16 protein-coding genes are annotated in these 11,905 nt (G+C 58.3%); all 16 read right to left on the bottom strand.

All coding sequences use genetic code 11. The features are described 5' to 3' along the window. Window positions 1-77: 77 nt before the first annotated feature. The 16 genes from VWZ81_RS02865 to VWZ81_RS02790 all read right to left on the bottom strand — a co-directional run bounded on the left by VWZ81_RS02865 (window position 78) and on the right by VWZ81_RS02790 (window position 11,900). Window positions 78-455: a hypothetical protein gene (locus tag VWZ81_RS02865; RefSeq protein ID WP_416542045.1), complete on the bottom strand. Its 378-nt coding sequence runs from the start codon at window positions 453-455 to the stop codon at window positions 78-80. Between the two features lie 11 nt (window positions 456-466). Next, entirely contained in the window at window positions 467-811 is a 345-nt protein-coding gene (locus VWZ81_RS02860; RefSeq protein WP_416542044.1) for a DUF1353 domain-containing protein, read from the bottom strand. Beyond that, a complete protein-coding gene (locus VWZ81_RS02855; RefSeq protein WP_416542043.1) occupies window positions 792-1,265 on the bottom strand; it encodes a hypothetical protein in 474 nt (157 codons plus the stop codon). The genes VWZ81_RS02860 and VWZ81_RS02855 overlap by 20 nt, the downstream gene beginning before the upstream one ends. Before the next feature lies 1 nt (window position 1,266). Further along, window positions 1,267-1,992, bottom strand: coding sequence for a hypothetical protein (locus tag VWZ81_RS02850; RefSeq protein WP_416542042.1), 726 nt, complete (start codon window positions 1,990-1,992; stop codon window positions 1,267-1,269). After that, window positions 1,992-2,327 carry a hypothetical protein gene (locus tag VWZ81_RS02845; protein ID WP_416542041.1) on the bottom strand — a complete coding sequence of 112 codons (336 nt, stop codon included), beginning with the start codon at window positions 2,325-2,327 and terminating at the stop codon, window positions 1,992-1,994. The genes VWZ81_RS02850 and VWZ81_RS02845 overlap by 1 nt, the downstream gene beginning before the upstream one ends. A 10-nt stretch (window positions 2,328-2,337) precedes the next feature. Then, window positions 2,338-2,760: a hypothetical protein gene (locus VWZ81_RS02840; protein ID WP_416542040.1), complete on the bottom strand. Its 423-nt coding sequence runs from the start codon at window positions 2,758-2,760 to the stop codon at window positions 2,338-2,340. Beyond that, window positions 2,760-3,644 (bottom strand): hypothetical protein, encoded by an 885-nt coding sequence (locus VWZ81_RS02835; protein ID WP_416542039.1) that lies wholly within the window; start codon window positions 3,642-3,644, stop codon window positions 2,760-2,762. Before VWZ81_RS02835 ends, VWZ81_RS02840 begins: the two co-directional genes overlap by 1 nt. Next, window positions 3,641-7,966, bottom strand: coding sequence for a tail tape measure protein (locus VWZ81_RS02830; RefSeq protein WP_416542038.1), 4,326 nt, complete (start codon window positions 7,964-7,966; stop codon window positions 3,641-3,643). The genes VWZ81_RS02835 and VWZ81_RS02830 overlap by 4 nt, the downstream gene beginning before the upstream one ends. A gap of 396 nt (window positions 7,967-8,362) precedes the next feature. Beyond that, the gene (locus tag VWZ81_RS02825; RefSeq protein ID WP_260081039.1) at window positions 8,363-8,680 is read right to left on the bottom strand and encodes a hypothetical protein; all 318 of its coding nucleotides are present in this window, start codon (window positions 8,678-8,680) and stop codon (window positions 8,363-8,365) included. Window positions 8,681-8,796: 116 nt separating this feature from the next. Beyond that, window positions 8,797-9,264, bottom strand: a complete 468-nt coding sequence (locus tag VWZ81_RS02820; protein WP_260081040.1) for a hypothetical protein — start codon at window positions 9,262-9,264, stop codon at window positions 8,797-8,799. A gap of 96 nt (window positions 9,265-9,360) precedes the next feature. Continuing rightward, complete coding sequence (locus VWZ81_RS02815; RefSeq protein WP_102874270.1) at window positions 9,361-9,807, bottom strand: hypothetical protein; 447 nt, start codon at window positions 9,805-9,807, stop codon at window positions 9,361-9,363. Between the two features lie 60 nt (window positions 9,808-9,867). After that, window positions 9,868-10,155: a hypothetical protein gene (locus tag VWZ81_RS02810; protein ID WP_416542037.1), complete on the bottom strand. Its 288-nt coding sequence runs from the start codon at window positions 10,153-10,155 to the stop codon at window positions 9,868-9,870. A 44-nt stretch (window positions 10,156-10,199) separates the two neighbouring features. Beyond that, complete coding sequence (gene gp17, locus VWZ81_RS02805) at window positions 10,200-10,553, bottom strand: tail completion protein gp17 (RefSeq protein WP_260081042.1); 354 nt, start codon at window positions 10,551-10,553, stop codon at window positions 10,200-10,202. Further along, window positions 10,553-11,008: a hypothetical protein gene (locus tag VWZ81_RS02800; RefSeq protein ID WP_260081043.1), complete on the bottom strand. Its 456-nt coding sequence runs from the start codon at window positions 11,006-11,008 to the stop codon at window positions 10,553-10,555. The genes gp17 and VWZ81_RS02800 overlap by 1 nt, the downstream gene beginning before the upstream one ends. Beyond that, window positions 11,005-11,331 carry a head-tail adaptor protein gene (locus VWZ81_RS02795; RefSeq protein WP_260081044.1) on the bottom strand — a complete coding sequence of 109 codons (327 nt, stop codon included), beginning with the start codon at window positions 11,329-11,331 and terminating at the stop codon, window positions 11,005-11,007. The genes VWZ81_RS02800 and VWZ81_RS02795 overlap by 4 nt, the downstream gene beginning before the upstream one ends. Continuing rightward, a complete protein-coding gene (locus tag VWZ81_RS02790; RefSeq protein WP_260081045.1) occupies window positions 11,331-11,900 on the bottom strand; it encodes a head-tail connector protein in 570 nt (189 codons plus the stop codon). The genes VWZ81_RS02795 and VWZ81_RS02790 overlap by 1 nt, the downstream gene beginning before the upstream one ends. Between the last annotated feature and the right edge of the window lie 5 nt (window positions 11,901-11,905).

Below are 11,905 nucleotides of genomic sequence, written 5' to 3'. Positions count from 1 at the left end.
GAGGAAACAGACGACACAGCGGGCGCGGTGCCGTAGCACCGGCCCCGCGATCGTGGTGACAAAATCAATGAGGGCATTCATCGGCTCGACCCTCCGGCCATGCCGATCACCTTCACCATCAGCGCCATGATCGGCCCGCGCGCCTTGCTGAAAGCGTCATGCGCCACATAGGCCACCAGAAAGGCGATGATCAGCGTCAAGGCGGGAAACTGAAGATCGAACTTGGCGCCCAGAAAGGCCGCGACCATCGGCCCGCCCAATGCCCCAATCATCAGGTTAAAGACGCTGAGGACCAATGCAGGCCGCCAACGCAGGTTTTCGATCTCCAGCAGCGCCGCTGCCACGCCAAGACAGACAACCACCACCACCGGCCAGGACGTGCCATAGCTGGTCAGGATGGCTGACATCACACCAAGCGCGCCAGCGAGCGCGGATTGAAACAGCTCCAACTTCATAAAATTGCCCTTCAGCTCCATTTGTGGATGGTGACGGCCAGCACCATTGCCAGCCTGCGGATGCGCCCCACGCCATCGGCGCGGAGGGCTTCGGAAAACGGTGCGGCCGCGCTGACCCGGCCCCAGCCGAGGACATGGATCGCATAGTCATGCAGCGCGGCGGCTTTCAGATAGCGGGGATCGTGCCGGTCAAAGATCCACCCGGCCCAGCGGGGGATTGAGACATCAAAGGGAAACCCCTGCGGCACGTACAAAAAGAGACCGGACCCTTTGGCTCCGATCTCCCATGCGATTGCTTTGGTGGTGTGATAGCCCGACCCGCTACGGGCGCACCAATCAGGCGGCTGGCCAGCCATCCAGAACGGCCTGCGCGCCATTGGGGAGATGACCCAATCCAGCAAGCAGCGCCAACCCCGGCGCTACCTCAGGATCATCCCGTTGCACCTGTTCGGCCATATCCAGCATGATCCACATGGCTTTCAGCTCAGGTGCATCCCGCGCAGCCACCAGCATGTCGGGGGTCATGCCGCCAAGAAACATGCACAGCCGCATGAACCCGATCTTGGTCAGCGGCTGATAGACCGGATCCGGCACCGGGATATCCTCAATGCCCCAGGCGGCCCCGTCCCACGTCAGGCGCTGGGTTTCCGGGTCGTGATCAGGCTGCGGCGGTGCCGCGACATAACCCGCATTCGCGATTTCCTCAGCGGTGAAGCTGGCCGGATCGGTGCGGCTGCGCCCGTCGCTCAGACGAATACGGAAAGGGAGCGGCGCCGGGGCGGTGGTGGCAGTGTGATAAAGTTTGGTCATGCTAAACCTTTGCTACTCCGTCATATTGCACAATATGGTAGTTGTTTTTCGAACCTGACTGATGCAGTAGATCACCGCTGGCAAAATCAATTGCAGCAGAAACGGGAAACCCCATTGAGTGAAACCGGGTCCATTGGTGGACTACCGTATCGATATCCTCACCATCATGAATTCTGGTGACGCCACCTACTGTTGTGATGAGGTTTTCCCCATCGTGAGCGATGGCACTTGGGCTTAAGAAGCCGATAGACTTCGTTTCCAAAATCGTGCCGCTAGGGGTGACCTTGAACAGGTTTTGTGACCCGCCTCCTGCCTGATCGTAGAGCCAGAGGTTATCACCATCGCTACAGATAAGTTTGATGTAGGGCGAGGGTCGCCCAAACCCTGCAGCGGTACTAAAATCGGGCAGGTTGTAGGCCCAAGCTGAACTGGAAGAGACACAGTAAAGAACATCTCCCAAGACGGTCATATCGTCATAAGTTCTGGTGGGACTTGTTGTCGCAAGGATAGAAGGGCTCAGCCCATCATGCAGATTGATTTTGCGGTATTGTGTGTTGCGACCACCAACGATCAAATTACCGTTCCATACAGCGATCCCCATGGAGTAATCGTAGGGAACATTGATCGGAAACACGTCTTCTGCGATAGGCCACTGGTCGCTGTAGGTACGCCGCCCACCGGCCCGCAACATGCGATCCCCGCGCATGGTGCCAATCATGCCGCCCATCAGAGATCATACTCCAGGGCACTGAAGCTCAGCACCGCGTCACCTGCGGTTGAGGCTTCAGCCTGCACCTGATCGCCTGCACTCAGGATCAATATGCCGCCCATCGGATAGATCGGGCCAGTACCGTTCGGCTTGATCGTTTCATCCTGACAGAGCTGCGTAATCGCGTCGCCGTCCGACGCATCCAGCCACTGGACTGTCACGTCCACCTCGTTGGCCGGATCGATCGGGGTGATCTGAAGGTGCGAGACCATCGCATAGCGACCGGCAGGCACGGTGTAGACCGTCGCCATGGCATCAAGCGCGAGGCGTTTTGACACAGGATATTGCGACATCGGGTTCTCCTTAGAAATTCGCGGCGAAGACCAGCGCAAGGCGGGTCATTTCGTCCTTGGCCTTCGCGACCGGGTTCAGGTTGTGCCAGTTGGCGGGATCTGCGGCAGGATCGATGGCCGAGGTGAAATCGGCCTTGGCTCGGTAGGTCAGCCCATCCGTGGGCGACCAGACCGCATCGCCATCGCTATAGTCGCCAGCGGCCCAGCGATCCGCGTTCACGCCGCTTTCAAACGCGGCGCTGGCCTCTGCCACCGCTGCGGCCTGTGTGGCCACCTGCTCTGCCGCTGCGTTGACCTCCTGCGCCTGCTGATTGCTGGCAAGCGCGCGGGCCGGGATCTCGCCCAGGAAGATGTCAACGTCGGCGGAAAAGGTATCCGGAGTGTCCGACCGGCTTGGAACCTTGGTGAATGCGGGAACTTGGGTGACAGACATCAGGTGACGCTCTCCACTTCGAGGGACAGTTTGGAAATCGACGGGGTCTCATACGGAAAGCCGAAATCGCGCGGGTAGCCATAGGTGATGGTGCCGCCGCGCGTCGGATCACCGATGTAGATGCCTGGCACGTCGGCGACATCTTCTAGAAAATCAGCAATGTAATCGTTGTTGCGGGTCTCGACCGCGACCTCATAAGTGACAAGCTTGGCCTTATTGCGCGAGACAATGTTGAACCTGCCGAACTGGTCACGCTCTTTGGTGGAAAAGTTCAGCAGATCGCGGCGGGTGCCATAGACTGCTTCGCCGATAATGCGCTGACGCCCGATGAACGCGCCGCCGACCCTGACCTCCGCTCCGTCCGCGCCAGTTACGGTGATCGTGACAGGTTGGGAGTACGACGGCAGATCAATGAAGGTCACGTCCCGCCGTTTCAGAATTGGCGAGAAGAAGTATTCCCAGTAGTCGGCCACCTGGCTGTTATCCAACAGGCTCTTGGTTTCGTCGTAGAGGGTGTCGCCTGCCCCATCATCCACGGTCACCCGTGCGGACAGTGCGTCGAGGTTAAGCAAGGTGACTGAATTCACGACCTCAGTCGGCTGGATTGTCACCTCAATCTGATCAACCTGCACCGTCTGCGAGTGGTAGAACTCATCAAACATCTGAAACCGATTGACCACGCCAATGCGGATCCATGTTGGCGGATCCGCGTCAACGCCGGTGACAGGATCATCGGCGGTCTCGATCACAGCGCGGTAAAGGTCATTGCCAATACGGCGCTCTTCACCCTCTGGCGTGGTGCCCGCTGTCCATTCGATCTCGGACAGCGGGACATCCGTGGTCAGGTTTGCGTCGGTGACGTCAATAGGCTGGATGATGATCATGCTGCCCCCTTTGTGGTCAGGCCATCCCGCTCAACACGCTTCAGCGAACGTTCAGTTGCGCCAGTCGCCTTGGAAATTGGTCCGAGATAGCCAGCCATCTCTTCACGCAGGGCCCGGATCTCGCCAACGGCCTCAAGGGCGCCACCAATTGTGCCGTTTTCTCCGGCCGCGCGTGCTGCACCCGGGCGACTGTTGACAACCTGAGTGCGCTCCAACGCCTTGATCTGCGCGATGCGATTGGCTTCCTTTTGCGCGCTGGCAACCGAGGCAACGCCAGCTGCCATCTGTCCAATGGATCCACCCAGCGCATTCACGGCGCCGACGACGTTAAAAACACCTTCGCTGATGCTGGGCAGACCAGCGGATGGATCCAAAGTCGCCGCGACCATCTGCTCCATATTGAGACGAATGGTTTCCAGCTCTTCCATGCGCGTTTCGATCCGCTCAGACACGAGCGTGTATCGCTCCGCGGTGTGATTGAGCTGAGTGACCGCATTTTCGACATTGATGGCTGCAATATATTCGCCCATTGCCAGCTCATAAGTGCGCTGCCCGTCTGCCAGGATTTGGTCAAGGCGCTGCATTTCCGCCTCATGCTGCGATTGGGCGAGCGTGATCTGTTGCTCCAGCGCACTGACGGCCATGTCAGCAGCTGTCATTTCGGTCTGCGCCGCGTCACCGCGCTCCGAAACAATGTTTGAGGTGCGATAGTAGTCTGCCAGATAGTCGGCATAGTTGGAGAAATCAGCAGAATTATCTTCGCCCAGCACGCTGAGCGCATCAGACAGGCGATCTGGATCAGAGCCGCCGTTTTGCACATACGTCAGTGCGCGGCGGCGCTCCACCTCGCGCCCTTCCGCATCGATGCGGCGGCGGTCGCGGATGGCATCATCCAGGGTTTCGAACAGTTGACGGGATTTCTCTGCCGCGCCCTCCAATGTGCCAAGGCGCCCCTCCAACTGATCCATCAGGGCGGTATGGCTGGCGGTTATGGTATCCCGCTCAGCACCGACCGAGATTTGCAGGCGCTTGAGGCGGAGTTTGAGCCTATCGCCGATGATGCCTAGTCGCCCCTGCATTTCATCGACAGCCTCTTTTATGGCCCCTGTCAGCTCTGCCAGCGCATCACGGATGTTCTGCTCTTTGAGCCTGCGCGCCTCGGCCTCCGCCTGTGAGAGGGCATCACCTACCCCATTGAGCGCATCTGCTGCCTGTTGCGCCGTACCATGGACAACCGAAAATTCATCAGACAGACCAATCAGCGTCACGTAAGCCTCGCGACCTTCCTCGGTCGTGCGGTCCAGACCTGCCACCAAATTGCGAAATGACTCATGGGTTGTTGGCAGGGTCAGGTTCAATTGTTCAGCAGCTTCGTCCAGCGCCTCCTGTGCGTACTGCTGCTGCTTGGCCAGCCGCTCGACTTCGGTGAACATAAGCTCAAAGTAGCTGCCGACACTGACAGTGAATTGCTCCACACCGCCAAAGGCATCCATGAGTGCTGACGCGCTTTCGGCCGCCTTGAGACTGCCTTCGAACAGTGATTGGTTCAGCAGGCCAAAGCCCTCATTGGCCGAGATCAGTGAGCCGCCAAGTCGTGTCAACGTGTCATACGCGCCCTCGCCTGCCTTTGCGTAATCCTCTGTTTCCAAAACAAGGTCCGCCATGCCATCGCCCAGGCGGGTCAGCTGATCCTCGAAGGCCTTCGCGATCTGTTCTTCACTCCCTGCATTCGGGCCGGTCAGCCAGATCGTGAAACCATCTGCTGTGAAGTCATCAATTGCTGTTGAGGCCAAGCCAAGAGCGGCTGCCATTTCCTCAACGCTGCTACGAACCGCAAGCGCACCGTCGTCAAGCATACTTTGGATCTCGGGCCGAGCCGTGTGGTTGACCTGCTTATCACCGCGCAGGAAGCCACCGTCCCAGAAGTCAAATTCAAAGCCGTCGAAGCCCTCGGGCCCGAGCGAACCACGCACCGCGCGCCCGTCGTATTCTCGCGATAGCCCCTTGGCAAGCAAAGCGATCCCGCCAGCCACAATGCCAAGCGCGGGTAGCGCTGCCCCAAACGCCCCTAGACCGCTGGACGCCCCGGTGACAAGACCGCCAAGATTGGCAAAACTTGATCCAAGGCCTCCGCCCGTGAAAATCCCACCCAGGCCGGACATGACGCCCTGCGCGATCTGACCTCCTCCCAGAAGATTTGCCCCAAGATTGATAAGGCCACCGCCCCCCCCGCCAAGAATGCCACCGCCGCCACCAAGCCCGCCTGCGGCTGAGGCAGCAGTTCCAGCAAGCGACCCGCCGAACCCAAGTGAAAGCATGATCCGGTTCTTGGCTGCCGTGCTGATCATCTGGATCAACCAATTTTTGAAGGTCTGACCGATATCTTTAAGCGTGCCTTCAAAACCGTTGAACAGCCCCTCGGTCAGAGTGTCCGTCAAATCACCCACCAAAGGCAGGGAATCCGCCAGCTCAACATTCAAATTCGCAACGGCCTTGGCCATTTCATCTTTGGACAAAAGCCCCTGCAGCTTGGCCAACTCTGCCAGCTCACGGTTGTAGGCGGCCATGGGGTCAAGGGACGCTCGTACCGCATCGGCTTCTTTCTTCAACTGGTTGGTGGCTTTGCGGCTTGCCGACCCCGTCTTTTTCAGATTGCGCTCACGACTGCGTGCGGCCTCGCGCTCTTTGTCCAAGACAGCATCCAAGGCAATGCCATGCTCAAACTGATACTGCTCGGCATCAATGGCCTGGCGTTCCAGCCATGTGGCCCCCTCGCGCCGCGCATCGAATTCCAGCTCTTTCCGAAATCGCTCTGCTTCAATCGCTGCGCTACGGATAGACTTGCCCGCCTTAAGTGCGTCGACCTCAGCTTGCTTGGCCGCATTTGAAATCAGCCCTCCGCCAATGGCAGATAGCGAGGACATGATGGCTTGGATCTCTGCATTCACACCGGCCATCGCACCAGCCCAGATATATGCCTGTGCAGTCGCTTCTTCCGTATTGGCTACAGAGCGACTTGATGAGGTGATGATCGCTTCGAGTTGCACAACCGCATCCGCCAGCGCCGAGGGTAGCTTTTGACCTTCGGGATAGAATTTGCGGATGACATCCAAGGCGTCCTTCGCCTCACGCTGGATATCCTCCAAACTCTGGGCGCCCCGTAGCTCGTCAAACCCCTTCTTGATGAGTGTAACCTGTTCGGGCAGCAAGCCCACGGCTTGAGACGCCGCATAGGCATCGTCTTCCAAGCTCTCAAAGTTCTCGCGAAACGTCTGGATTTGCTCCGAAGTGGCCTTCATCGCGGTATTCCGCTCGAGCGCATCAAGCGCATCTTCCATCGCAGAAATAGCAGACGCGGCCTCTCCAAGGTCCACAAACAGATCAAAGTTGTCAGTCTGAAGAGCATCCAGAGCGCGCCGGACAGAAACCCCGCTGAGGTATTCGTAGGTTTCCTTCACATCTTGTGCAAAAGCCCCGAATTCTTCAACAAGATCCATAGTGCTGGCCCGAGCGCCGTCAGCGTACCGGCTGTAGTCATCCAGCGCCCCTACGAGGTTGTCGAGAGCCTCGGTATTTAGCTTCGATCTTTCTTCCAGCGAAAGCGATGCGCTCCCCAAATCGAACAAAATTGGCACCAGCGCCCCACCAACCGCCACCGCTGTCCCAAGCCATGGAAGTATGGTGCCAATGCTACCGCCGAGCATACTGAAAGCGCCTGCAGCTTGAGGAGCCTGCTGTGAAATTGCGCGAAACCAACCAATCATCGGGCCAGAAACAAAAACGTCTTGGATTTGAAAGCCGACCTGATTTGCAACGAGACCGAATTTCGACATACCCTTGCCCGCCCGAGCAGAAGCGCCGCCAACGCCCTGCATCTGATCTTTGAGCATTTGCAGGGTGCTGGCCCTTTCCTTGTCGGAGATCAGTCCAGCTCTGTGGGTGGCATTCAAAGTTTCAGTGGCGGCATCAAGCTGTCTGGTGGCCGCATATGTTGGGTCAATAGATGCTTTCAACCTGTCGTAAGCTTGCGATTGCCGATCCAACTGGCCCACCCACGCTTTTGCAGATGCAGAGGCTGTCCTCGATGCCTTGTCAACACCAAGAAGGGCATCAAGTTGCTTCTGCGCTGCGGTGGCAGTTTTTTCAAATCCAACGTCATATGCCCGCGCCATCGCCTCAGCTGATCGCACAGCATCACGAGAAGTTTCTTCAAACCCGCCGCCCAACATTTTGAGGGCTGATCGTGCTTTTTTAGCGCCAGCATCAAACGATGCGGCGTCAAGTGATGCAGACGCTCGCAGCGCCCCAACTTCAATGGCCATAATGACAAACCTATTGCGTGTTCTGACCCGTCCAACTAGCGTTAGGCGGGTTTTCTCTGAGAGAGGCTATCGTGAGGTCAGCAACAATAATTTTGGCACTTTCGGTGCTTGGACTTGGTGCGTACTGGCCATACCGAAGCGCTGAGAAAATTATCGAACCTGCGAAATATGATCCGTCGTGCGAAGCGGAGGCTCGAAAGCTATTGAGGCAACTTCAAGTCTCTAAAAGCCGGGCCAACTCCAACCTGAACGATTTGCGCAGGGAGTTTGGGGTTAGTGCGAGTGATATTCGAGATAACGCGAGGTATGTGGCTGGAATGTATGCAGGGCAATTGGAGCGGCTGCCCTGCTACAACCGATGACACCGGCCCCTTACCCGTGCTGCGAAACCGATTGTCACCCTGCCAACGCTGACAGGCTGGCGTTCAAGTTGTCAGACAAGCGCTGACGTTCCATCTCGACACCGGGATCCTCATCTGGCCGATCATCAAATGCGGGTGAGACCTTCATCGGCTCTCGCCCGCGCGCCAGACCTTGCACATAGGCCGCGCTCATCGCCCGGAGCTGCTTTACTTCCCACGGCTCAAGATCCAGCCCTGCTGCCAGTGAAAAGGCGTTGATCTCCGTCCAAGCGATTGGTGCCGCGCCGCCCATCTGATCGAAGCTGCACCACCCAAGAGCCTCTGGCACCATCATATCGAGCAGATATTCCACTCCGCTGACATCTGGCAGAGCAAGGTCAATACCCTCTTTCTGCCAGATCTTCAGCCGGTTGGACTTCCACTCATCGGGGCGCGCAGATAGAAACCCTGCCTGTTCGGCATAGAGCGTCAGTCGGCGGAGGCGTTTCCCAAGTAGTTACCGCGCTTGGCAGAGAACGCGGCGACCTGCTCGACAAAGGACATCTCACCTTCTTGGGCGTTCATACGATTCAATCCAAAAAGCCAGGCCGCATCAGCCTTGGTCGCCGGAGCCTTGCCCTTGCGAACGTTTTTGAAACCGAGAACCCGTGGCACCATAGCCTCGACCATGCGCTCATGCACTGCCTCAAGGGTGTTCTCGTCATAAGCTTTCTCATCGCCATCGTCAGCTTCAGCCCGTGCCTTCTGGCGAGCGCGTGCGGCGGCCCGAACTGATGGCGCCTCGCCCCCCAGGACAACGACCAAGCAAGGTTTACCGTTATCAACGGTGGGGTCATCGGGGTTGTCAAACAGTGGTTTCAAGGTCGCCGGGTGCTTCAGGTGGCATTCGGCGCCTTTTTCAGCAGCCGAAACGCTATCAAACTGGTTGAAGTCCATTATCTTATCCTATCGGTTCGTGGTTCATTCGGGCCGGGGGATCGAACCACTCTCCGCCCGGCCCTTCCGCTCAAATGAGCGGATCTTGATCAGCTCTTAGGCGGCCTTTTTGAGGATCTGCTCAGGCGTCAGCTCAATTGAGGTGGTGGCCGTAACCACATCATCCACGCCGCCGATGTTTGGCTTGAACGACATCACCAGACCCACAAGATAGAAGATCGTTCCATCCTGAAGCGTGATCGCCATATAAACCGGGTCATCGCTTTCAAGCGCGGTTTCCATCGCAGTTTGCCCGGCGTCGTCGGGATCAAGTGCAAGGCTGGGGTTCAGGTTGCCATTGTTATAGCTCCCCTTGCCCTTCTTGGTGCCCCGCGTTGACAGCGGGTTGTGTGTCACGAGGGCCCATTCTTTACCGAATTCGCCCACGTTGGTGATTTCACCAACCGGGATGAAGGTGAGGGCGTCAAACCCTGCGGTGTCATGGGTTGCGGGCGCCGCGGCAGAAATGCCGAGCGTCACCCCAGAGGCGGTCTGGTGCGCCATATCTGTTTCCTTTCAGTATAGAGAGAAAGCGCCTTGGGGCGCGGGTAGATAGGCCTTGGCCTATTTCGTGGGGATCACCTTCAGCGGCCCCGTGAACTCGGCCAGCACTTCGCCATCAGCCTCGGTCGCCTCGGCTACCTTGCCCTGGTAGGTCACGCCATTGGCAGAGGTGAACTGCAGCAGATCGCCGGGCTTTGGCTCCGGGCCCCGGTACAGCGCGGCCGGGTGTGAGGCCTTGTTCGTCTCCATCGGCAGGCGGATCAGCTTGACGCCCGTCGCGACAACGGGTTCCGGGTTGGATTTAGCCGCAGATCTTTGGCCCGCCGCAGCAGGTTTCTGGCTGGTCATGATGTGTGTCCTCTGATGTGGGGTGTGCCGCCGCAGATTTGCGGCTATTCGCGATAGGTGATCGCAAACGTGAGTGAGACTCTGTGGGCAGCACTGGCATCGGTGCTGTTACTGTCTCGTGCGGCCGTCAGACGCGCGCTGACAACGGGCCCGCCGCTAAAGCCTTCAAGCGAAGTCCGCACCTCTCGGCTGGCAATCATCGCCTGACGGTAGGTTTTGCCCCAGCAGTCGATCTGTATCGAGCCTTGCATGAGGCCCTTGCTGTTCAGGGTGTGGTATCGCCTGCCAGACATGCGCGACATCGACACCAGCGGCATGGTTTCGCCATCCTCGAAGTAGCCCCATTTCACCGGGCAATTCACTGCCGCAGCAAGCAAGACCTGAAGATATTCCTCCATCACAGCCCCCTCTTGGCGCGGCGCGCCAGTGTAGCCTCCAACTCGCTCCGAATCTCAGCAGCCAAGCCCTGAAGGATGTCGCCCTTGTAGGCCTCCCACGACGGGGTGAGCGACGGTGTCGGGGCCACAGCACCCACATACTTGCCGCTTTTGTGGTAGCGCGGCTCGGTGCCCCATTCGCGTAGATGTGCATGCGGGGCAGATCTGGTCGCACCAACGAACATGGTGACCGCGCCCGAACCGACATCTGGTTGCGGCTGGCCGTTTTTGAGCCTCGATGAAACCGCGAATGCACTATCGTCGGCCCCGGGCCAAAGGTAATTCGCCATTTCCGCAACTGGCTGCAACTGCTTGGCCAGGGCGCGCCGAACAACCGGCTTTGATACAGCTTTCGGCAATGCGGCCAGATCATTGTCGAGTTCGCGCAAACCCTCCATTTTCAGCAGGGTTTTCACGAAAGGCTCTCGCAAACAATGTCCAGATATTGCCGCGGCTTGTCCCGGTTTGGCTCTATTGCTCGGATGTCGTACGTGATGCCTTTTCCGATATCTCGCATTTGCCATTTGGTTTTTATGGCCAGCGCAGGGGGTGATTGGCGGATCGTCGCGACAATTGTTTGCCGACCTGTCAAACGCGCTGCTTGAACACTCTCACCGCCGCGCAGGAACTGAAAAAAAGCACGAACCCGGAGGCGCTCAACAGGTGTCCAGTCTTTGCCTCCTAAACCATCATCGGTGCCGACCAGTTCATCGAAAGCCACGCGTTCGATCAGCAGCATCAGACTGCCATCCAACGATAGGGCTGGATCAGGGCTGAGACCCCCATCGGGAGGGCCTCACCCGGCTGCGCTGTTCGGTTTTCATACCAGGTCGCAGCAAGCGCCTTTACTGCAAGTTTCAAATTAGCTGGTACATCTACTGCGGCGCCAAAGCCGCATGTGAACTGCACTGCGATTGGCGCCGGGTTGCTGCTTTCCAGCGTCGGAAGGTCAAAACTATCGGCCAGCGAAACCAGCGTGCCGCTCGCGATAGGCAGGACAGCGATGTCATCCGCTGTCACCGACTGTTCTGCCCCGCCCGCATCAGCGTAGCTGATAGCCACGGCCGAGACGTCGGGCACCGGCAGGCAGATTTCTCGCGACCAAGCCGCCTGCTGAACCTGCCACGTCTGCGAGACCATGGCCCGCCCCAGAATCCCCCGAAATCCGTCCAGATGCGCCACAGCAGCGTCACGCAGGCCGGTCAGAAGGTCATCATCATCGGCAAAGTCAACAATCGCCTGGGCCTTCACCTCGTCCAGTGTGACGGGGCTTTGAGCCGGTGGTGTGATGAGAATGGGGCGGAACATGTGCG

The sequence above is a fragment of the Phaeobacter sp. JH20_34 genome (genome assembly GCF_048056095.1).
Lineage (GTDB): Bacteria > Pseudomonadota > Alphaproteobacteria > Rhodobacterales > Rhodobacteraceae > Phaeobacter > Phaeobacter bryozoorum.
This window is presented reverse-complemented; position numbering and strand designations above follow the sequence as displayed.